Below are 21,916 nucleotides of genomic sequence, written 5' to 3' on the forward strand. Positions count from 1 at the left end.
ACACATCGACCTGATACCATCGCGCGCTTGGACATGGGCGCCCCGGGGCGCCCTCTTTACTTTGAGGGTGGCGGCGATGCGCTTCGATTTTCCTATCATCATCATCGACGAGGACTTCCGTTCCGAGAACGCGTCCGGTCTGGGCATACGCGCACTGGCCGAAGCAATCGAAAAGGAAGGCCTGAACGTGCTCGGGGTCACCAGCTACGGTGACCTCACGTCGTTCGCGCAGCAGCAGAGCCGGGCGTCGACCTTCATCCTGTCGATAGACGATGAGGAATTCGGCTCGGGCAGCGGCGCCGAGATCGAGGCGGTGCTCACCCACCTGCGGGATTTCGTTGCCGAGATCCGCCGCCGCAACGCCGACATCCCGATCTTTCTGTACGGCGAGACGCGCACTACGCGCCACATCCCGAACGACATCCTGCGCGAGTTGCACGGTTTCATCCACATGTTCGAGGACACGCCCGAATTCATCGCGCGCTACGTCGTGCGCGAGGCGCGCGCCTACCTCGATTCGCTGCCGCCGCCCTTCTTCCGCGCGCTGACGCATTACGCGCAGGACGGGTCCTATTCCTGGCATTGCCCGGGCCACTCGGGCGGGGTTGCCTTCCTGAAGAGCCCGGTGGGCCGCATGTTCCATCAGTTCTTCGGCGAGAACATGCTGCGTGCCGACGTGTGCAACGCGGTGGAGGAGCTGGGCCAGCTGCTCGACCACACCGGCCCGGTCGCGGCAAGCGAGCGCAACGCGGCACGCATCTTCCATTCCGACCACCTGTTCTTCGTCACCAACGGCACCTCGACGTCGAACAAGATGGTGTGGCATTCCACGGTGGCGCCCGGCGACATCGTCGTGGTGGACCGCAACTGTCACAAGTCCATCCTGCACTCCATCATCATGACCGGCGCCATCCCGGTGTTCCTGACGCCGACGCGCAACCACTACGGCATCATCGGCCCGATTCCGCTGTCGGAATTCAGCCCGGAGGTCATCCGGCGCAAGATCGAAGCCAATCCGTTCGCGCGCGAGGTCGCGAACAAGAAGCCGCGCATCCTCACCATCACGCAATCCACCTATGACGGCGTGCTGTACAACGTCGAGGCGATCAAGGAGGTGCTGGACGGCGAGATCGACACGCTGCACTTCGATGAAGCCTGGCTGCCGCACGCCGCCTTCCACGACTTCTATGGCGACTACCACGCGATCGGCGAAGGCCGGCCGCGCTGCAAGGAGTCGATGATCTTCTCGACCCAGTCCACCCACAAGCTGCTGGCCGGCCTGTCGCAGGCGTCGCAGATCCTGGTGCAGGATTCGGAAACGCGCTCACTGGACCGCGACGTGTTCAACGAAGCCTACCTGATGCACACCTCGACCAGCCCGCAGTACGCCATCATCGCCTCGTGCGACGTCGCCGCCGCGATGATGGAACCGCCGGGCGGCACCGCTCTGGTCGAGGAGTCGCTGACCGAGGCGGTCGAGTTCCGCCGGGCCATGCGCAAGGTCGAGGCCGAATTCGGCAACGACTGGTGGTTCAAGGTGTGGGGTCCCGACCATCTCGCCGACGAGGGACTGGGATCGCGCGAGGACTGGACGCTGCGCGCCGGCGAGCGCTGGCATGGCTTCGGCGATCTGGCCGACGGCTTCAACATGCTGGACCCGATCAAGGCCACGGTCATCACACCGGGCCTGGATGTCGATGGCGATTTCGCCGACTGGGGCATCCCGGCCGGCATCCTGACCCGCTATCTGTCCGAGCACGGCATCATCGTCGAGAAGACCGGGCTGTACAGCTTTTTCATCATGTTCACGATAGGCATCACCAAGGGCCGCTGGAACACCATGGTGACCGAGCTGCAGCAGTTCAAGGACGATTACGACAACAACCAGCCGCTGTGGCGCGTCATGCCGGAATTCGTCGCCGCCCATCCGCGTTACGAGCGGGTCGGCCTGCGCGATCTGTGCACCCGCATCCACGAAATGTACAAGAAGCACGACATCGCCCGCCTGACGACAGAGATGTACCTGTCGCCGATGGAACCGGCGATGAAGCCGGCCGACGCGTGGGCGCGCACGGCGCATCGCGAGATCGACCGCGTCGGCATCGACGAGCTGGAAGGCCGCATCACCAGCGTGCTGCTGACGCCCTATCCGCCGGGCATACCGCTGCTCATTCCGGGCGAGCGTTTCAACCGCACCATCGTGAATTACCTGCGTTTCGCGCGCGAATTCAACCGTGCTTTCCCGGGGTTCGAAACCGACATTCACGGTCTGGTCGGCATCGGCGAAGGCGATGTGCTGGATTACGCCGTCGATTGCGTGCGGGACTGAAGCCCGGAGAGGCATCGCGGCCCGCGCCGGACGCGACGGTGACACAGGTGCTCATCCGGGCCCACGGCCCGGGTCAACGCCGTTGATAGTCGACAAAGGCGTAGCGCAGCCCACCGGCACTGACCGCCTCCTCACGCACGCTCTCACGCCAGGCTGCACGATCGAAGGGCGGGAATGCCGTGTCGCCGTCGAACGCGTCGGCGAGCTCGGTGAGCAGCAGCCGGTGCACCCGTGGCAGCGCCAGCGCATAGAGCTGGGCCCCGCCGATGATGAAGGCCTCCTCACCGCCCGGGGCGGACGCCGCGGCATCGATCGCGGCATCGAGCGAGGGCACGACGAGCGCGCCGGGCAGGGACAGATCCTGCTGACGGCTGATCACGATGCTGGTGCGGCCGGGCAGCGGCCGGCCAAGTGAATCCCAAGTGCGGCGCCCCATGATGATGGGGTGGCCGGTGGTGAGCGCGCGGAAGCGCTTCAGATCTTCCGGCAGATGCCAGGGCATGCCGTTGTCGCGGCCGATCACCCCATTGGCCGCCAGCGCGGCGATCAGGGACAGGCGCGGCGTCATACCGCCACCCTGGCGGCAATGTGCGGCCACGGGTCATAGCCCTCGAGGCGGAAATCGTCCAGCGTGAACGCGAACAGATCCTTCACCTCGGGATTGATCCACATGGCGGGCAGCGGTCGCGGCGTGCGCGCGAGCTGCTCCTGCGCCTGCGCGAAATGATTGCTGTAAAGATGCGCATCGCCCAGCGTGTGGATGAATTCGCCCGCTTGCAGCCCGCACACCTGGGCGATCATCATGGTCAGCAGCGCATAACTGGCGATATTGAAGGGCACACCGAGAAATATGTCCGCGCTGCGCTGGTACAGCTGGCAGGAAAGTCGACCGTCTGCAACGTAGAACTGGAACAGTGCGTGGCAGGGCGGCAGCTTCATCGACGGAATGTCGGCCGGATTCCACGCGCTCACGATGTGACGGCGCGAATCCGGGTTGCGGCGCAGGCCTTCCAGCAGCTCGCTGATCTGGTCGATGCGGCGTCCGTCGGGGGCGGGCCAGCTTCGCCACTGGGCCCCATACACCGGGCCCAGGTTGCCGTCGGCATCGGCCCATTCGTCCCAGATGCTGACGCCGTGTTCCTTCAGCCAGGCGATATTGGTGTCGCCACGCAGGAACCACAGCAGTTCGACGATGATGGACCGCAGATGCAGCTTCTTGGTCGTCAGTACCGGAAAACCCTCGGCGAGGTCGAAACGCATCTGCCAGCCGAAAACCGAGCGGGTGCCGGTACCCGTGCGGTCGCTTTTGACCGCGCCATGTTCAAGAACATGGCGCATGAGGTCGAGATATTGCTGCATGGAAAAGTTTGCGCAGTCGCGTTACGCTATCAGGTCGGGATTCTAGACCACCGGGGTCGCATCCTGCGCCACCACGGCAGCGGATCGTGGTCGTGTACAAGAACACACTCAGCAGCCAGCCGGCGAGCGTCCGGCGGGCGGAGGTAGCAGTCTATGTTCGGCGTCTTCTCATCTTCTCCCGCGAGCGTGCTCGGCAACCCGGCCGAGCTGCGCCGCGTGCTGGCCGAAATCGCCTCCGCACAGCCGGACCTGGCGATCAATGAACTGACCGGCTGGGTGGAAACCGTCGGCGACGCGCCGAACATCGATCTCGCCCATCACGTCAATCTGCTCTACCAGTTCGATTCCAGCGCGCAGCCTCATCTGCGCAAGCTCGACCTCATCTATGCCGACGACCCGGAAGGCAAGGACGTGGTGTGGCGTACCGGACGCGACTTCTGGGCCATCCTGTCGGGCGCCTACGAACTGGCGCTCGACCGTTACATTTCCGACCCCGCGCATGCCTCGGTGCTGAGCGGCCTGTCGCGGCTGGCCGCCCGCACCGTGCGCGCCTGTCGCCAGCGCTTCAAATGGGACGTGTATCACAACGGGCCGGTCGATGCCGGCCTGTGGCAGGTGGCCGGCCAGGCTTATCTGCTGGCCCAGGCCTCGGGCGCGGAAGCGCGCGAGGTGGTCAATGCGGCCGACGAAGTGCCGACCTCGGTCGAACGCGAATACCTGCGCCTGATCGCGCTGCATGTCGCCGCACCGGAAGGCCTGACGCCTAACAATGTGCGGCTGACCGAACAGCTCACCAGCTACTTCGCCGCGCGCTATTCGATGTCCAGCACGATAGAGCGTGGCAGCACGCACTGGATGGATGCCAACCAGCCGGCGCCACCTTTGCGTCTGGTTCGCCCGCCTCAGCCTTCCGACGGCATCCGCTTCTTTTCCGGCATCGCCGCCGCCGACGCTGCGCTGGCGCTGGCGCGCCGGCTGGAGAACGGCGAAACGCCGGATACGCTGACGCTGGAAGACCCGCCTTCAGCGTCGGAACTGGCGCGCCTGCAGCGTCATCTGGCGACCCAGTGGGCGCTCGACCCGCCCACCCGCCAGTATCGCCGCCACGCGCTCGGCGGTGCTCTGGCGGTGGCCAATGGCATCAAGCACCTGCACCACGTGTTGCGCGGCGCGCGCGACGAGGCGGTCATCTATCGCTGGGAAATGTCGGATGCCAGCCTGGGCGGCATCGGCGCCACCGCGCCGACTGCCAGCGCGGAATGGGTGCGCGTCGGCTCCCTGGTCGGCATGCAGCCCTCCGGCGGCGACAACTGGCTGGTGGGCGTCGTGCGCCGCTACCTGCGTGGCCGCGATGCACGCGGCACCGTGGGCATACAGACGCTGTCGACCACGGCCCGTCCGCTGGAGGTGTTTTCCGAGCGCAACAGCGGCGAGGCGGTTGCGCTGGACGAGCCGGTCACCGGCGCGGTGGTGCGGCTGGCCATCAATGGCACCGGGTATTCGGCCGAATACCCGCTGCACGCGTCGATCAATGGCCGCCACGTGCGGCTGGATCCGGTGGAACTGATAGAGCGCGGTACCAATTTCGACCTTGCCCGCTTCCGCGTCAGCGACTTCCGTTGAATCCAGTCGCCTGCCCGGCAATCAGCGCTCGGGCAGCAGGAAATCCGTGAGACGCGGCAGTTCCTCGGCGAAACAGCGCAGGCTGTGGTCGCCGCCGGCATGTATCACCATGTTCGCACCGCGCAGCTTCAACACCGCCTGCCACCAGTCCAGCACTTCGTCCCCGGTTTCCAGCAGCACCAGGTAGCGCTCGGGCCGCGTGATCGCCGGCAGATCGAGCGCGCGCAGCGCGGCGACATCCTGCTCGCTGAAGGTGAAGGCTTCGCCGGTGTACATGTGGGTGTGCTCACCGATGTAGTCCGCCAGCGAACGTGGCGCGACCACCGCTGGATTGATCAGCGCCGCCCGCAGGCCGTACTTCTCCGCCAGGTGCAGCGCGTAGTACCCGCCCAGCGAAGAACCTGCGAGCGACACCTCGGTGCCGGCGTCCAGCGCCGGCAGCAGTACCGCCTCGATCAAGGCCATCGCCGCGTCCGGCGCGGGCGGCAACTGTTCGCACCAGAGGTCTCCGGCGCGACCGCGGCGCGCCAGGTGGGCGCGCAGTTGCTGCGCCTTGACCGACTGCGGCCCGGAGCGGAAACCGTGGAAATACAGCAGCTTCTGCATCAGTGATCGGACCAGTCCACCCAGCCGAACCATGCACTGGCCAGCACGAACAGGCCGAACACGATGCGGTACCAGGCGAACAGTTCGAAGGTGTGACTGGAAATGTAGCGCAGCAGCCAGCGCACGCTGAAGAAGGCGGCCAGGAAAGAGGCGACGAAACCGGCCGCGAATACCGGCAGATCCTCCAGCCTCAGCAGGGCCCAGTTCTTGTACACGTCGTACACCGTGGCGGCGAACATGGTCGGTATCGCCAGGAAGAAACTGAATTCGGTGGCGGCGCGGCGCGACAGGCCGAACATGAGCCCACCCATGATGGTGGCGCCGGAACGCGACACGCCGGGAAACATCGCCACCGCCTGCGCGAATCCCACCTTCAGCGCGGCGCGCCAGTCCAGATCATCGGTCGTTTCATAGCGTGGCACGCGCTCGCGCCGCTCGACCAGCAGGATGATGACACCGCCGACGATGAGCGCTGCGGCCACCGTGAGCGGATTGAACAGGTAGCTCTTGATCAGGCCGTGGAACAGGAAGCCCAGCACTGCGGCCGGCAGGAAGGCGACCAGCACATGCGTGACGAAACGGTTGGCCGCCGGATCGCGCCCCAGACCGCCCGCCACATCGATGATCTTGCGACGGTATTCCCAGCAGATGGCGAGAATGGCGGCAAGCTGTATCACGATCTTGAATACGCGGCTGGTGTCGTCGGTATAGCCCAGCAGACTGCCGGCGATGATGAGATGGCCGGTGCTCGAAATCGGCAGGAATTCGGTCAGGCCTTCCAGAACGCCGAGAATGACGGCCTTGATCAGCAGCAGATCCATGAAGTTGCAGTGCAATAAAGTCGGAACAGGCGCCCGAGTATAGGCGACGATCCCTTCACACCGCGTCAAGCGGGTTCGGGTTTCGATCTGCGGGCGGGCGGTATTTCACCGCCCGCCTGTAAAATCCCGCGCCATGTCGAAGAAACGCGCCGCCCGCGGCAAGTCCGCTGCTCCCGCCCACGCTGCCGCACCGCGCGTGCTTGCGCCGCCGGTGGCGGCCGACGCACCGGCCATCCCGCCGCTGGCGATCGGCATCGCGCTGTCCGTCCTGCTGCACGCGCTGGCGCTGGCCATCCAGTTCAGCCCGGAGACTCAGCCTAAACAGAAGGCCAGGGACCAGCCGCTCGAGGTGGTGCTGGTGAACGCGCGCAGCCGGCAGAAACCGCTCGATCCCCAGGTGCTGGCGCAGGCCAGCCTCGATGGCGGCGGCACGACCGATCGCGATGTACGCGCAAAAACCCCCTTGCCGGCAAGCCGGCGCGACAAGGCCGGTGACCAGCTCACCGAGGCGCAGCGACGGGTGCAGGAGATGGAAGCGCAGCAGCAGAAGCTGCTGGCGGAACTCGAATCGCGCGCGCGCGCCACGCCGCAGGAACGCAAGCTGGAACAGCCGGAGCCGGCGCCGACACCGCTGCAACAGTTGTCCGGCGCGGAACTGGCAGCGCGCGCCATGGCCATGGCGCGGCTGGAAGCCGAAATCGCGCGCAACGTCGAGGACTACAACAAGCGCCCGCGCAAGAAATTCATCGGCGCGCGCGCGCAGGAGTACCGCTTCGCGCAGTACATCGAGGACTGGCGTCAGAAGGTGGAACGCATCGGCAATCTGAACTATCCGCCTGCGGCGCGTGGCAAGCTGTACGGCAACCTGACGCTGACTGTGGAAATACGCGCCAACGGCGAAATCGAGAAAGTGGAGCTGAACCGCTCTTCGGGCCAGAAGGTGCTGGATGACGCCGCCCTGCGCATCGTGCGCATGGCGGCCCCCTACGCCGCGTTCCCGCCCGACATTCGCCGCGACTACGAAATCCTGTCCATCACCCGCACCTGGTCCTTCACCCAGGCCGACCAGCTCGAATCGCACTGAGCATGTCATGACCGACCGTTACGCCGTCATCGGCAACCCGATCGCCCACAGCCGATCGCCCTCCATCCATGCCGCCTTCGCCGCGCAGACCGGACAGGACCTGAGCTACGAAGCGCTGCTCGCGCCGCTGGCAGGCTTCGCCGATACCGTGGCCGGGTTCCGCGCCGCAGGCGGACGCGGTGCCAACGTGACCGTGCCGTTCAAGGAAGAGGCATGGAAACTGGCCGATCGCTTGACCGAACGGGCCCGGCTGGCCGGCGCCGTCAATACGCTGGCATTCGATGATGATCTGCTCGGCGACAACACCGACGGTGCGGGCCTGGTGCGCGACCTCGATGCGCTGGGCGCAAAACTCGCGGGGGCGCGCGTGCTGCTGCTTGGTGCGGGCGGCGCCGCGCGCGGCGTCATCCTGCCGCTGCTCGAGGCGGGTGTGTCCGCGCTGATGATCGCCAACCGCACACCGGACAAGGCAGCGGCGCTGCGCCTGCATTTCGCTTCGCACGATGCGCGCGGTGCGCTGGATGCAGGTGGCTGGAACGATGTCGCCGGCCGCCACGACGTGGTGATCAACGCCACCAGTGCCAGTCTGAGCGACCAGGCGCCGCCGCTGCCCGCTGGCCTGTACGCACCGGACGGCCTCGCCTACGACATGGTATATGGCCGTGGCCTCACCGCTTTCCTGCGCCAGGCCCGGGCCGACGGCGCCGTGCGGCTGGCCGACGGCCTGGGCATGCTGGTCGAGCAGGCCGCCGAGTCCTTCGCGCTGTGGCGCGGCGTGCGCCCCGACACCGGTCCGGTATGCGCCATGCTGCGTGCGGCGCTGCCGCCGCTGACCTGACGATCACCATGCGTCGCTTTCTTCGCGCACTGAAATGGCTGCTGGCCGGCCTCGTGCTGCTGGTGCTCGCCTATCAGCTCTGGGTATTCGGCCACCTGCTGTGGTGGACCCGCTTCAATCCCGGCGAAACGAGCTTCATGTCGCTGCGCCTGCAGGAGCTGCGGGAACGCAGGCCGGACGCGCAGTTGCGCCACACCTGGGTAGCGTACGAAGGCATCTCGGTGCACCTGAAGCGCGCGGTGGTGGCGGCCGAGGACGACGGCTTCGTCGACCACGAAGGCTTCGACTGGGAAGGCATACAGAAAGCCATGGAAAAGAACCGCCGCAAGGGCCACGCGGTCGCCGGCGGGTCCACCATCAGCCAGCAACTGGCGAAGAACCTCTTCCTGAGCCCCAGCCGCAGCTATCTGCGCAAGGCGCAGGAAGCGGCCATCACCTTCATGATGGAAGCGGTGATGGACAAGCGACGCATCCTGGAAATCTATCTGAACGTGGTCGAATGGGGCGACGGCGTATTCGGCGCCGAAGCCGCGGCGCAGCGCTACTACCGCATACCGGCCGCCCGCCTGGGCCCGGAACAGGCGGCGCGTCTGGCGGTCATGCTGCCCAATCCACGCAAGTACGAAAAGACCTTCGGCCCGCGCCTGCAGGCCCATGCCGCCCGTGTCGCGGCTCGCATGCAGTATTCGCAGGTACCCTGAGCGCGACCCATCCGCGGACGGCGCGCGCACTCGCATCGCGGCCAGACGCCGCGCCCGCAACAGCTCGCGACAAACGCGAGCGGAGCCGGGGTTGGGTGGGAGCGGGCTTGCCCGCGATTCAACCTTGAACTAAGCCCGCGGCCGGCATGCGCCGCGTCGCGGCCAAAGGCCGCTCCCACAAGAGCTCGCTCAAAGCGCGAACGGAGCCGGTTGTCAGGCCCACCAAAGCTCGCCCGGACCGTGAACGAGCCGGGGTTTGGTGGGAGCGGGCTCGCCCGCGATTCAACCTTGAACGAAGCCCGCGGCCGGCATGCGCCGCGTCGCGGCCAGAGGCCGCTCCCACAAGAACTCGCTCAAACTGCAAACGGAGCCCGGTTTTGTGGGAGCGGGCTTGCCCGTGATTGCAGCCTTGAACGAAGCCTGCGGCATGCCCACGCCGCATCGCGGCCAAAGGCCGCTCCCACAACAGCCCCGCTCGGACCACAAACGGAGCCGGGGTTGGGTGGGAGCGGGCTTGCCCGCGATGCAGCCTCAAACAAAGCCTGCGGCACGCATCCGCCGTATCGCGGCCAGAGGCCGCTCCCACAAGAACTCGCTCAAACCGCAAACGGAGCCGGGGTTGGTGGGAGCGGGCTCGCCCGCGATTCAACCTTGAACGAAGCCCGCGGCCGGCATGCGCCGCGTCGCGGCCAAAGGCCGCTCCCACAAGAACTCGCTCAAACCGCAAACGGAGCCCGGTTTTGTGGGAGCGGGCTTGCCCGCGATTGCAGCTTTGAACGAAGCCCGCGGCCGGCATGCGCCGTATCGCGGCCAGAGGCCGCTCCCACAAGAACTCGCTCAAACCGCAAACGGAGCCCGGTTTTGTGGGAGCGGGCTTGCCCGCGATTCAACCTTGAACAAAGCCCGCGGCCGGCATGCACCGCATCGCGGCCAGAGGCCGCTGACGCAGCCGCGCGCTCAGCCCGGCTGCGCAGCCAGCCACGCGCGCCAGCCACCGAAGGCGGTGATGTCCTCGCCGCCCGCGACGCCAGCGGCTTCGCAGATGAAGCCACATACCTCGCTGCCATCGGCCAGTTTCACCTTGCCTATGCCCAGTGGCGACGGAATGCCGGCGACGAAGCTGCCGAAGTGCTCCATCGGCAGCTCCCACACCTCCATATCGATCGCCGCGCCGCCTTCGGTCACGCGCACCATGCCGGGCCGGCGCGGCGGACCGCCTGCCAGCGCGTAGAAGCGGTACTCGGGCGCCGAGCGCACGCTGGCCACCAGCCGGCCACCGCGCGCGGTGAGCTGCGGATTCAGCGGCAGGCCGGACAGATGGGCGCCGCACACGGCCACGCGTATCGTGCCCGCCTGATAGCGCTCGACCGGCAGGCGCCCGGCCACCAGCGGCTGGCCGGTCGCCCCCATGGGCAAGCCCGCCTCGACCTGCCAGCGCGCACCCAGTTCCAGCAACGGCAGATCCTGGTGCGCCGGCGCGAACAGCGTGATGCCGAAGGGCAGGCCGTCGCCGCGCTGCGCCGACGGCAGCGCCACTGCCGCGTAATCCAGCAGATTCATGAAGTTGGTGTAGTAGCCGAGGTCGGTATTGATGCGCACCGGGTCCGCCTCGACTTCGGCAATGGTCGGATGCCGTCCCGCGGTCGGCGTGACGACGACATCCACCTCGCGCCAGACCGCGTCGCAGCGCCGCTTCAGCGCCTGCAACCGGTAAGCGGCATCGAACGCGTCCACCGCCGTGGCGCGCGCGCCGCCCAGCGTGATGTCGCGCGTGACCGGGAACAGCGAATCCGGCTGTCGTTCGATGAAATCGCGGATCGCGTGATAACGCTCGGCCACCCAGGGTCCGCCGTACAGCAGCCGCGCGGTTTCCAGGAAGGGGGCGAAATCCAGCGTGACCGGTGTGCCGCCCAGCGCGATCAAGCGCTGGACCGCTGCGTCGAACAGCGCAGGATTTTCGCCATCGCCGAAGAATTCGAGCTGGTCGCGCGCCGGCACGCCGAAGCGGAAGCCGGTCTGCGCGTCGAACAGCCGACCGTGCGGCAGCAGGGCGCGGCTGTAGGCGTCGGCGTCATCGACCGCGTGCGCGACGGCGAACACGCTGGCCGCGTCGGCCGCGGTGAGCGCGAAGATGGACACCGAATCCAGCGAACGGCAGGCCGGCACCACACCGCGGGCGGACAAGGTGCCGCAGCTGGGCTTGAGGCCCACCAGATTGTTGAAGGCCGCTGGCACGCGACCGGAGCCGGCGGTATCGGTGCCGAGCGAAAAGCTCACCTGGCCGTCGGCTACCGTCACCGCCGAGCCGGAACTGGAACCGCCCGAAATGTACTCGGGCCGGAACGCGTTGCGGCAGGCGCCATGCGGCGAACGCGTGCCATTGAGTCCGGTGGCGAACTGGTCGAGCTGGGTCTTGCCGAGCGGAATGGCGCCGGCCGCGATCAGCCGCTCGACCACGAAGGCATTCCGTTGCGGCGCATAGGCGTAATCAGGGCAGCCGGCAGTGGTCGGCAGGCCGGCCACGTCGATATTGTCCTTCACCGCAAACGGCACGCCGTACAGCGGCAGATCCGCCGGATCACGCGCGTCGAGCGCCGCCGCCATGGCCAGCAGGCGATCGCGCGGCATCAGGCTGATCCAGGCGTTCAATGCGTCGGCCGACGCCCGTTCGTGCAGCCGGGCGAACAGTTGCGAGGGCTTCAGTCCGGCACGGTAGGCGGCGGACAGCGAGGCGAGATCCAGGCTCGCGGGCAGCAGATCGGTCATGTCATTCATCTCCGTGAGCCCTGAACACCAGCAGGTCCTGACCGGCAGCCACCGGTGTGGCGGCACGGCAGAACACCTGCAGCACCTCGCCATCGGCCGGCGCCACGACCGCGAATTCCATCTTCATCGATTCGATGATGACCAGCGTGTCGCCCGCCTGCACGCGGCTGCCGGCGTCCACCATCACCTTCCACACATTGCCCGGCACATGGCCCGCGATGAGCTGCGCGCCGTCCGGCAGGTCGATTTCGCTGTCGGGTGCCGCGGCCGCGATATCGGCTTCGTCGATGTATTCGGCCTGGCCGGCGGCCTTCCAGCGCTCGCGCTCGGCATCGAAAGCGGCCTGCTGGCGCTGCTTGAACGCCGCGATGTCATCCGCGTTGTCCGCCAGGAAGCGGCGGTAGTCGGCGAGACGGAAGCGGCCTTCCTCGATGCGCAGACTCGCGCGTCCGGCCAGGAAGTCGCGCCGCAGTTGCAGCAGCTCCTGTTCGCCGACCGGCGTGAAGCGCACGCGATCGAAGAAGCGCAGCAGCCAGGGCCGTTCGAATTCGCGCGTGCGCCGCCAGCGGTTCCACATCTGCACGGTGCGGCCGACGAACTGATAGCCGCCCGGCCCTTCCATGCCATAGACGCACATGTAGGCGCCGCCGATGCCGACTGCGTTTTCCGGCGTCCAGGTGCGCGCCGGATTGTATTTGGTGGTGACCAGGCGATGGCGCGGATCGACCGGCGTGGCCACCGGAGCGCCAAGATAGACATCGCCCAGTCCAAGCACCAGATAGCTGGCGCCGAACACGATGTCATGCACTGCCTCGATCGAATCCAGTCCGTTGATGCGCCGTATGAACTCGATATTGGACGGGCACCAGGGCGCATCCTTGCGCACCGACTGCATGTACTTGTCTATCGCCAGCCGCGTCGCCGGATCGTCCCAGGACAGCGGCAGCCACACGGTACGGCTGGGCACCTCCATGTCATCCACCGGCGGCAACAGCGCCTCCGCCGCCTGCAAGGTCGCGAGCAGCGCGGCCGGGTCGGTGCGACGCGGATCGAAATGCAGTTGCAGCGAACGGATGCCCGGCGTGAGATCGACGATGCCGGGCTGGGGATGCGCTTTCAGCCAGTCCATCAGCGCCTGCACGCGGAAGCGCAGCTCGATGTCCAGCACCAGCGGTCCATACTCCACCAGAAGATAGGCGTCGCCCGCCTGGCGATATACGACGCGCGGCCGCTCGCCCTGCGCCGGCAATTCGCCCAGAACCGGGCTTGCGCGTGCGCCGTCATCGGGTCGTGCGGCCCAGTCCAGCGCACCGCCGCCAGCGAGGACGGCATCCAGCGCCGCCAGCCTGTGCGCGGCGGTCGCGCGCAGCACCGGCACGAAACGCACGCGGTCGCCGGGACGCAACTGACCCAGCTTCCACAACTCGGCCTGCACCACCACGGCCGGACAGACGAAGCCGCCCAGGCTGGGCCCGTCCGGACCGAGGATGACCGGCATGTCGCCGGTGAAATCGATGGCGCCTATGGCATAGGCGTTGTCGTGGATATTGGACGGATGCAGGCCCGCTTCGCCACCATCGCTGCGCGCCCACTGCGGACGCGGGCCGATCAGCCGCACCCCGGTTCGACTCGAGTTGTAATGCACCTCCCAGTCGGTGGCGAAGAAAGTGTCGATGTCGGCGTCGGTGAAGAAGTCGGACGCGCCATGCGGACCGTACATGACGGCGATGTCCCAGCGATGGCCGAATGCCGGCGCATGGTATGCCGGCGCGGCGGGCAGTGCGGTGGCCGGCTCGATGTGCAGCACGTCGCCGGGGCGCAGTGTGCGGCCGCCATGCCCGCCGAACTGGCCGAGCGTGAACGTGGACCGGCTGCCCATATAGTCCGGCACGTCGATGCCGCCGGCGATGGCGAGATAGCTGCGCACACCGGCATCGAGCGGTGCGCCGACCTTGAGCACCGCCCCGGCCGACACGCGGTGCGCGCACCAGAAGGCCAACGGCTTGCCATCCAGCGTGGCACCGGTCTGCGCGCCGGTAAGCGCGATCACCGCATCGCAGTTGAAGCGCAGACTGGGGCCGGCCATGGTGCATTCCAGCCCGGCCGTGCCTTCGGGATTGCCGACCAGGCGATTGGCGGCACGCAGCGACAGATCGTCCATCGGGCCGGATGGCGGCACGCCGACGTCCCAGTAACCGACACGCCCCGGCCAGTCCTGCACCGTGGTCTGCACGCCGGCCTCCAGCACCTCCACGGTGTGCGGCACATAGCGGAAGCGGTTCAGGTAATGCGTGGTCTGCAGCCCGGCGCGGAACACATCGCCATCGAGTATCTGCCGCAGATAGGCGAGATTGGTTTCGATGCCGTGCACGCGCGTGCGATCGAGCGCGGCGATCAGCGCGTCGATGGCGGCCACCCGGTCGTCGGCGCGCACGATGATCTTGGCCACCATGGGATCGTAGTAGGGCGGCACTTCGGAGCCGGCGCTCACCGCGGTTTCGATGCGCACCCCGGGCGGGAACACCAGCTCGGTCAGCAGGCCGGACGAGGGCTGAAAGTTGCGCGCCGGATCCTCGGCATACAGCCGCACCTGTATCGACGCGCCTCGCGGCGCGGGGGCTGCGGCCGGCAGCGCAAGGTCACCGGATGCCAGCGTCACCATCCATTCCACCAGGTCCAGACCGGTCACTTCCTCGGTCACGCCATGCTCGACCTGCAGCCGGGTATTCACCTCCAGGAAGTAGAACTCGCCGGTCGGCGCATCCATGACGAATTCCACCGTACCGGCCGAGCGGTAGGCGACCGACTGCATCAGGCGCAACGCGGTATCGGCCAGCCCCTGGCGCTGCGCCTCGCTCAGTCCGGGCGCCGGCGTCTCCTCGATCACCTTCTGGTTGCGACGCTGCACCGAACAGTCGCGCTCGCCCAGCGCCAGCACATGGCCCTGTCCGTCACCGAACACCTGCACCTCGATATGGCGAGCCGCCTCGACGAACTTCTCGAGATAGATGCCGGCTTCCTTGAAATTGGCGCGCGCCAGCCGGTCCACCGAGGCATATGCCTCGTCCAGCTCGCCTTCGCCGCGTATCAGCCGCATGCCTATGCCACCGCCGCCCGCGGTGCTCTTCAGCATGACCGGATAGCCGATGCGCGCCGCCTCGCTGCGCGCGTGTGCCGCATCGGCCAGCAGTCCGCTGCCGGGCAGCAGCGGTACGCCGGCCTGCATGGCGAGATCGCGTGCCGTGTGCTTGAGGCCGAAGGCGCGCATCTGCGCCGGCGTCGGACCGATGAAGGCGATGCCGGCCGCCTCGCACGCCTCCGCAAAATCAGGGTTCTCGGACAGGAAGCCATAGCCGGGATGTATGGCCTGGGCGCCGGTGCCGCGCGCCGCCTCGAGGATGCGCTCGCCGCGCAGATAGCTGTCGGCGGCGGGCGCAGGACCGATGCACACCGCCTCGTCGGCCAGGCTCACATGCAGCGAATCGACATCCGCCTCGGAGTACACCGCGACCGACCGGATGCCCAGCCTGCGCAGCGTGCGGATGACCCGGCAGGCGATGGCGCCGCGATTGGCGATGAGGACTTTGCTGAACATGATGCGTGTCTCGCGAAAGCTGCGGGTCGTCCCGCGAGGTCGGTCTGTCCATCCGGGTCGTCCCGGAGGCCGGCGGCGCCGGACGGTGTGCGACGCGCTTCAGTCCCAGATCAGGATGCGCACCGGCGTCGGGTTGTAGGCGTTGCACGGATTGTTCAGTTGCGGGCAGTTCGACAGCAGGCCGTACAGATCCATCTCGGCGCGCATCTCGACATACTTGCCCGGCGCCGACACGCCATCGGCGAAGGTGAGTTCGCCCTGCGCGGTCACCGGCACATTCATGAAGAAATTGATGTTGGGCACCAGGTCGGCCTTGCTCAGCCCGCTGTCGGAATGCTGGATGGCATGCAGATAGTTGTCGCGACAACTGTGCATGAACTTCTTCGCCAGTGCGTAGCGCACGGTATTGCTTTCGGCGGCGCAGGCGCCGCCGAGCGTATCGTGCCGGCCGCAGGTGTCGGCAACGATGGTGAGCATGGGGCGACCCGCGTTCGAATACAGCACGCTGCCGGTGGTGAGATAGATGCCCCCCTGTTGCAGCATGGTGTCGGTCGCGCTGTAGTGCTCGTCGGTATCGTGCCGGTTGTAGAAGATGACGTCGGCGGCCTGGTTGCCTTCGACATCGACGATGCGCAAGGTCTGGCCCTTGCGGATTTCCCACAGCAGCGGCTCGCCCGCCGGCTGCACACGGTCGAAGACCGCGTGTGCCGGGTCGAGCGTACTTTCGCGGATGCGGATGGCGGCGGCGGATGCTTGATCGATGCTCATCGCGATGTCCTCAGGCCAGATACATCATGTCGGTGTTGTGCAGCGCGCGCGCATTCTCCGGCCGGAAACGACGGCAGAAGTCGTCCGCGGCGGCCGGACCGGAGCGCCACAGCGCGACCCCGACCTTCTTCGGCGCATAGGTCGTCGCCGGGTCGAGCGGGTGCGGTGCGGTGCTGATGGCGACGATCACGTCCATGTCGAAGCGCAGGTCCACCCAGGCGCCAGCCGGGCAGTGCGATGGATCGAAACGGAAGCGGCCTTCGTCGTCCACCTCGACGCGGGTGAAGAAATTGACCGGCGCCACCAGGTCGCGCGCGCGCAGACCGTACTTGCCGATCTCGATCAGCAGGCCTTCGCGGCCGGCGCGATACATGCCGTTGCGCGCCTCCTGGTAGCGCCGCTCACCATACTTGGCCGCCATGCGCTGCGCGTCCAGCAACAGGCCCAGCGGATCGTGCCAGCCCAGCGCATCGCCGGTGATGGACGCCATGGCTCGCCCCATGTCGCTCATCAGCACGTGGCCGCGCGTGTAGTGCGCGGTGTGCTGCGCCTTCAGCGAATCCGGCATGTTGTAGCGCTCGAGCTTCTCCTGCGCCGAGTACAGCACCATGCTCAGGTTGGCACCTGCTTCAAGCGCGGTCATGCGCAGCGTGGTGCCGCGCGGCAGCCGCCAGGACCAGTGCGCGCCGCCGGGCAGCAGCTCGGAAAACAGCACGGCGCGATCGGCCAGGTCGGGGGCGAAACGCCGCCAGTGGTCGAACACGTCCACCGGCTGCTCGGCCGGCGGATCGGCGGGGGCAAGGCTGTCCGGGGTAAGGCTCATTGCAGCTCCTTCGTCGTCACGGTGCATCGTCGGTCGCCGCATGCAGCGGCGGGATGACCGCCGCCAGCAACTGCAGCCGGCCGGTGCGCACGCCGCGCTGCGCGATCATTTCGTCGGCGATGTCCTGCAGCAGATTGGCCGGACCCTGCACCAGTATCACTTCCATCATCTGGTCATGCGTGAGGTGAACATGCAGCGAACTGATCACCTCATCGATGTGCTGGTACTGCAGGTCGGCCAGCTTCTTCTGCAGGCCGCGCGTCAGGCGGTCGTACAGCAGCGTGATGGTACCCACCATCACGTCGTTGCCCAGCCGCCGCTTGTGTTCGGCAAGCTGGTAGGTGACCATTTCGCCGATCGCCTGCGAGCGGCTGTCATAGCCGCGGCTGGCGACCATGAGGTCCAGCTCGTCGAGCAGTTGCGGCGGCAGCGACATGCTGATGCGGCTGACCGGCGTGCTGCCGGCATCCTGCCGCGACCTGCCTGGAGTGCGGGCCTTGTCGTTCATGTTCCTGTGCGTGACGTGGTCAGAACATGTAACTGTAGCGCTCGACTTCCCACTTGCTCACCGACAGGTGATAGGCCTCCCATTCCTCGCTCTTGTAGCGGATGAATTCGTCGCGCAGACCGGCACCGAGCACCTTCTCGACCAGCGGGTCGGCGGCGAAGGCGGCGACCGCCTCCTGCAGCGTCTGCGGCAGGAACTCGATGCCGCGCGCGCGGCGTTCCTCCTCGCTGATGGCATACAGGTTGTCCTCGTTCGGACGGCCCGGGTCCAGCCCCTCGCGTATGCCTTCCAGGCCGGCTGCCAGCACCAGCGTCGCGGCGAGATAGGGATTGACCGCGCCATCGGCATTGCGCGATTCGCAGCGCCCGCCGCCGGCCGGCACGCGGACCGAATTGGTCCGGTTGTTGGAACCCCAGGAGTTGAACACCGGCGCCCACGAGAAGTAACTCATGGCGCCGCGCCGCACCAGCCGCTTGTAGCTGTTGACCGTGGGGGCGAACACCGCGCACAGCGCACGGCCATGCTTCAGGATGCCGGCGATGAACTGGTAGCCCAGCGGGGTGAGGCCGATGCCGTGCGGGTCTTCCTTCGGGTCGCAGGCGAACAGGTTGGCGCCGCTCTTCAGGTCGTACAGCGACATGTTGAAGTGCGCGCCATTGCCGGTCTTGTCGGCGAAGGGCTTGGGCATCATGGTGGCGAGCAGGCCCTGCTCGCGCGCATAGTGCTTGGCCATGAAGCGGAAAAAGGTGAGCCGGTCGCAGGTGGTGATCGCATCGGCGTACTGGAAGTCGAATTCGAACTGGCCATTGGCATCTTCGTGATCGAAGGAATACAGATCCCAGCCCAGGCCGTTGATGGCGCTGGCCATCTTGTCCAGCCACTCGAAATTGTTGGTGAATCCGCGCACGTCGTAGCACGGCTTCACCAGCTTGTCCTCGGGGTCGGGCACGCTCAGCGCGCCGTCCTCACCCTGCTTGAGCAGATAGATTTCGCATTCGATGCCCAGATTCATGCCGAAGCCCATCTTCGCCGCCTCGGCGAGCTGGTTCTGCAGCGCGACCCGCGTATTCAGCGGATAGGGCTTGCCCTGGAAATGGTTGTCGGACGGAATCCACGCGATCTTCGGTTCCCACGGAAGCTGGATCAGGCGCGAGAAATCCGGGATGGAGGTCAGTTCGTCCTCGTTCGGTGCCTGGCCAAGGCCATCCAGCGCGTAGCCGGTGTAGCGCTCGGAACCCTTTGCCATGTGGCCGACATGGCTGATCGGCACCACCTTGGCCTTGGGCACGCCGTGGATGTCCACATAGGCACCTATGCAGTATTTGACGCCGCGGGCTTCGAGATCGGCCTGCAGCGCGGCGATGTCGGTCGTCGTGTGATCGGTGGGAGTGCTCATGACTGTCCTCGTGGGTGTCGTTGTGAAGGCCGCGTCAGACGCGGCTGTACCAGGAATGATCGAGTGGCGGGTTTTCGCGGCAGCCCGACTCGAGCAGCGCGGCGAGGTCGTCCGCCAGCCAGTTGAACCAGGTGTCGCCCTTGTCGCGCGACGCGATGCTCGGCTTGCCGGTCACGCCATTGAGGCTGGTGCGATTGACCGGATGGGCGAACACGCAGCCGCAGGTGCGGTCGGGATCGTCGGCATCCTTGAGCCGATCCGGGCGCACCCCTTCCGGCGCGATCGCCAGCATGATCGAGGTCTCGGCGTCATTGGCGTGCCAGTCCGCGGCGTCGGCGCTGTGGAACTCGCGTACCCGCTCGCTCAGCGTGGCGGTATTGATCACCGCCACCATCAGGTCGTCGTGCTCGGCACGCAGCATTTCCAGCGCGCAGCGCAGCGGTGCGGCATTGGTGACATGGGCATTGACGATGAACAGGCGGCGCACGCCGCTGTGATAGGCCCAGTCGCCGATCTGCTTCACCAGCTCGATCAGCAGCACCGGCGGCAGCGCGATGGTGCCGGGCCAGCGGCGGCTGTGACCGAGCGAGCAGCCATAGGGCAGGGTCGGCAGCATGGGCACGCCGGTGCGCGCCGACACGGTGCGGCACAGCTCTTCGGCAATCACGCTGTCCACGCCGCAGCCCAGATGCGGGCCGTGCTGCTCGGTGGCACCCACCGGCAGCATGGCGGCCTGGCCGCAGGCGGCGAGCGCGGAGGGCAGTTCTTCCCAGGTCAGGTCCGACCACTTCATCATCTTTACTCCACGCTGTCGGCCACGTCGGTGAGCCGGTAGATCGAAGGTTTGTCGCCGCTGTCGTCGTCGTGATCGGCTTCCGCCTCCGGCGGATGGATGAGCGCGTCCAGGCGCGCCTTGGTGGCGAGGAATTCGGGACTTGAGAACTGGGCTGGCGTGCGCGGGCGCGGCACCGGCACCTCGATGAATTCGAGCACCTCGCCCGGATGCGGCTTCAGCACCAGGATGCGATCGGCAAGGTAGATGGCCTCGTCCAGATCGTGCGTGATGAACAGGATGGTGATGTCGATATTGCGCCAGATGTCGAGCAGATGGCTCTGCATGCGGCTGCGCGTCTGGGCGTCCAGTGCGCCGAAGGGCTCGTCCATCAGCAGGATGCGCGGCTGGTTCACCAGCGCGCGCGCGATGGCCACGCGCTGGCGCATGCCGCCCGACAACTGGTGCGGATAGCTGTCGGCGAACTTGGACAGCCCGATCAGCTCCAGCCACTGCCGCGCCTGCCGCTCGGCGGCATCGAAGCTGTGACCGCTCATCTGCGGTCCGAACATGACATTGCGCTTGACGGTGAGCCAGGGGAACAGCGAATAGCCCTGGAACACCATGCCGCGATCACGGCCCGGCCCGTCCACCGGTTTGCCGTCGAGCAGCACCTCGCCGGCGCTGTGCTTCTCCAGTCCGGCCAGCGTGCGGATCAGCGTGGATTTGCCGCAGCCGGAGGCGCCGATGACGCAGACGAATTCGCGCCGGTGGATGCGGAAACTCACGTCGCGCAGCGCCTCGGTCTCGCCACCCGGCGCCGGATAGCGCTTGTGCAGATTGCGTACCTCGAGAATGACCTCGCGCTCGCGGATGCGCGCGAAGCGTTCGCGCACCGCGTCCGACTGTTCGAGATAGCTGGGTAGTCCGCTCTGTGTCATGGCTCAGCCTCTTTTCTGCGCCTGGTCCCAGGGGAACAGCTTGCGACCGAGCGCGGCCAGCAGCAGGTCGGACCCGAGGCCGATCACGCCGATGATGATGATGGCCGCATAGACGTTGTCGAAGTGCTGGTAGCGCGCCTGCTGTGTGATGAAGAAGGTGATGCCCGAACTGGTGCCTATCAGTTCGGCCACCAGCAGATAGGTCCACGCCCAGCCCAGCAGGATGCGCTGGTCGCGATACAGATCGGGCAGGATGCCGGGCAGCACCACGCGCGTGATGAGCCGGCTGCCGCGCGTGCCCAGCGTGCGCGCCGCTTCGATCAGCGTGCGGTCGAGCTTGCGCGTGGTATTGGCGATGATGAGCACCTGCTGGAAGAAGGTGCCGATGAAGATGATGGCGATCTTGGGACCGTCGTAGATGCCCAGCACGGCCACGGCCAGTGCGCCGAAAGCCGGCGCGGGCAGATAGCGGAAGAATTCGATGAAGGGCTCGGTCAGCCGCGAGAATCCGGCATAGGTACCCGCCAGTATGCCCAGAGGCACACCCAGTGCCGACGACAGCACGAAGCCCCAGAAGATGATCTGTATGCTGTGCCACAGACTTTCGTGCAGCCAGGGCGCGCCGCGCTGCTCCGGTGCGGTGGTGAACGCGGTATACAGCGCGCTCGCCACCTCGTGCGGCGCCGGCAGGTAGATGGGGTTGGCCGGGCGGCCCGCAGGCAGTGCCTCGCCTGCCTCGCGCATCTCCTTCACCTGGTCATCGAATTCGGCGCGATCGACACGCATGCCGACCTGGAAGTAATCGACCCCGCCGACCTCCTCGACCAGCACCTTGGGATGCCAGAGGAAGGGGACATAGCTCACCAGCGCCCACAGCAGCACCGGCAACACGAAGGACGCGACCACCAGCAGGCGGCTCGATGCCGGGCCCTTGAGCCATGCGCCCGAACGTGACAGGAAGGCTTGCATCGTCATCGCGCCCCGGT

The 21,916-nt window shown here is 66.8% G+C and carries 18 protein-coding genes; 5 read left to right on the forward strand and 13 right to left on the reverse strand.

Going from position 1 to position 21,916, the window contains the following annotated elements:
* Positions 1 to 76: 76 nt before the first annotated feature.
* Positions 77 to 2,329 carry an arginine/lysine/ornithine decarboxylase gene (locus tag A3Q7_RS0113230; protein WP_018412372.1) on the forward strand — a complete coding sequence of 751 codons (2,253 nt, stop codon included), beginning with the start codon at positions 77 to 79 and terminating at the stop codon, positions 2,327 to 2,329.
* Between the two features lie 73 nt (positions 2,330 to 2,402).
* Here the strand turns inward: A3Q7_RS0113230 and A3Q7_RS0113235 are convergent, their stop codons facing one another.
* Together A3Q7_RS0113235 and A3Q7_RS0113240 are read right to left on the reverse strand one after the other, a co-directional pair.
* Positions 2,403 to 2,897: a dihydrofolate reductase gene (locus A3Q7_RS0113235; RefSeq protein WP_018412373.1), complete on the reverse strand. Its 495-nt coding sequence runs from the start codon at positions 2,895 to 2,897 to the stop codon at positions 2,403 to 2,405.
* Positions 2,894 to 3,688, reverse strand: coding sequence for a thymidylate synthase (locus tag A3Q7_RS0113240; RefSeq protein WP_018412374.1), 795 nt, complete (start codon positions 3,686 to 3,688; stop codon positions 2,894 to 2,896). Before A3Q7_RS0113240 ends, A3Q7_RS0113235 begins: the two co-directional genes overlap by 4 nt.
* Positions 3,689 to 3,841: 153 nt before the next feature.
* On the opposite strand from A3Q7_RS0113240, the gene A3Q7_RS0113245 reads away from it, so the two are divergent.
* On the forward strand, positions 3,842 to 5,311 hold the full coding sequence (locus A3Q7_RS0113245; protein WP_198289172.1) for a hypothetical protein: 1,470 nt from the start codon (positions 3,842 to 3,844) through the stop codon (positions 5,309 to 5,311).
* A gap of 21 nt (positions 5,312 to 5,332) precedes the next feature.
* Here A3Q7_RS0113245 and A3Q7_RS0113250 read toward each other — a convergent pair whose 3' ends face one another.
* Together A3Q7_RS0113250 and A3Q7_RS0113255 are read right to left on the reverse strand one after the other, a co-directional pair.
* Entirely contained in the window at positions 5,333 to 5,917 is a 585-nt protein-coding gene (locus A3Q7_RS0113250; protein WP_018412376.1) for a YqiA/YcfP family alpha/beta fold hydrolase, read from the reverse strand.
* Complete coding sequence (locus A3Q7_RS0113255) at positions 5,917 to 6,738, reverse strand: undecaprenyl-diphosphate phosphatase (RefSeq protein ID WP_018412377.1); 822 nt, start codon at positions 6,736 to 6,738, stop codon at positions 5,917 to 5,919. Before A3Q7_RS0113255 ends, A3Q7_RS0113250 begins: the two co-directional genes overlap by 1 nt.
* 133 nt (positions 6,739 to 6,871) lie before the next feature.
* Here A3Q7_RS0113255 and A3Q7_RS0113260 point away from each other — a divergent pair, with 133 nt between their 5' ends.
* From A3Q7_RS0113260 to mtgA, 3 genes are read left to right on the forward strand one after another with little or no spacing between them, the layout of a single operon-like run.
* A complete protein-coding gene (locus tag A3Q7_RS0113260) occupies positions 6,872 to 7,822 on the forward strand; it encodes an energy transducer TonB (RefSeq protein ID WP_018412378.1) in 951 nt (316 codons plus the stop codon).
* A 7-nt stretch (positions 7,823 to 7,829) separates the two neighbouring features.
* A complete protein-coding gene (gene aroE / locus A3Q7_RS0113265) occupies positions 7,830 to 8,660 on the forward strand; it encodes a shikimate dehydrogenase (protein WP_018412379.1) in 831 nt (276 codons plus the stop codon).
* A gap of 8 nt (positions 8,661 to 8,668) precedes the next feature.
* Positions 8,669 to 9,361 (forward strand): monofunctional biosynthetic peptidoglycan transglycosylase, encoded by a 693-nt coding sequence (gene mtgA / locus A3Q7_RS0113270; protein ID WP_018412380.1) that lies wholly within the window; start codon positions 8,669 to 8,671, stop codon positions 9,359 to 9,361.
* Between the two features lie 957 nt (positions 9,362 to 10,318).
* Here the strand turns inward: mtgA and atzF are convergent.
* The 9 genes from atzF to A3Q7_RS0113315 form a co-directional block, all read right to left on the reverse strand.
* Positions 10,319 to 12,127: an allophanate hydrolase gene (atzF, locus tag A3Q7_RS0113275; RefSeq protein ID WP_157278187.1), complete on the reverse strand. Its 1,809-nt coding sequence runs from the start codon at positions 12,125 to 12,127 to the stop codon at positions 10,319 to 10,321.
* Position 12,128: 1 nt separating this feature from the next.
* A complete protein-coding gene (gene uca / locus A3Q7_RS0113280) occupies positions 12,129 to 15,722 on the reverse strand; it encodes an urea carboxylase (RefSeq protein ID WP_018412382.1) in 3,594 nt (1,197 codons plus the stop codon).
* Positions 15,723 to 15,821: 99 nt separating this feature from the next.
* Positions 15,822 to 16,490: an urea amidolyase associated protein UAAP2 gene (locus A3Q7_RS0113285; RefSeq protein WP_018412383.1), complete on the reverse strand. Its 669-nt coding sequence runs from the start codon at positions 16,488 to 16,490 to the stop codon at positions 15,822 to 15,824.
* Positions 16,491 to 16,500: 10 nt separating this feature from the next.
* Entirely contained in the window at positions 16,501 to 17,313 is an 813-nt protein-coding gene (locus tag A3Q7_RS0113290) for an urea amidolyase associated protein UAAP1 (protein WP_157278189.1), read from the reverse strand.
* Between the two features lie 16 nt (positions 17,314 to 17,329).
* Complete coding sequence (gene nikR / locus A3Q7_RS0113295; RefSeq protein ID WP_018412385.1) at positions 17,330 to 17,821, reverse strand: nickel-responsive transcriptional regulator NikR; 492 nt, start codon at positions 17,819 to 17,821, stop codon at positions 17,330 to 17,332.
* 19 nt (positions 17,822 to 17,840) lie between these two features.
* Positions 17,841 to 19,217 (reverse strand): type III glutamate--ammonia ligase, encoded by a 1,377-nt coding sequence (glnT, locus tag A3Q7_RS0113300; RefSeq protein WP_018412386.1) that lies wholly within the window; start codon positions 19,215 to 19,217, stop codon positions 17,841 to 17,843.
* Between the two features lie 34 nt (positions 19,218 to 19,251).
* Positions 19,252 to 20,013, reverse strand: a complete 762-nt coding sequence (locus tag A3Q7_RS0113305) for a creatininase family protein (protein ID WP_018412387.1) — start codon at positions 20,011 to 20,013, stop codon at positions 19,252 to 19,254.
* 2 nt (positions 20,014 to 20,015) lie between these two features.
* Entirely contained in the window at positions 20,016 to 20,930 is a 915-nt protein-coding gene (locus A3Q7_RS0113310) for an ABC transporter ATP-binding protein (RefSeq protein WP_018412388.1), read from the reverse strand.
* 3 nt (positions 20,931 to 20,933) lie between these two features.
* A complete protein-coding gene (locus tag A3Q7_RS0113315; protein ID WP_051079207.1) occupies positions 20,934 to 21,899 on the reverse strand; it encodes an ABC transporter permease in 966 nt (321 codons plus the stop codon).
* Positions 21,900 to 21,916: the final 17 nt, after the last annotated feature.

Source organism: Methyloversatilis thermotolerans, assembly GCF_000372885.1.
Classification (GTDB): Bacteria; Pseudomonadota; Gammaproteobacteria; order Burkholderiales; family Rhodocyclaceae; genus Methyloversatilis; species Methyloversatilis thermotolerans.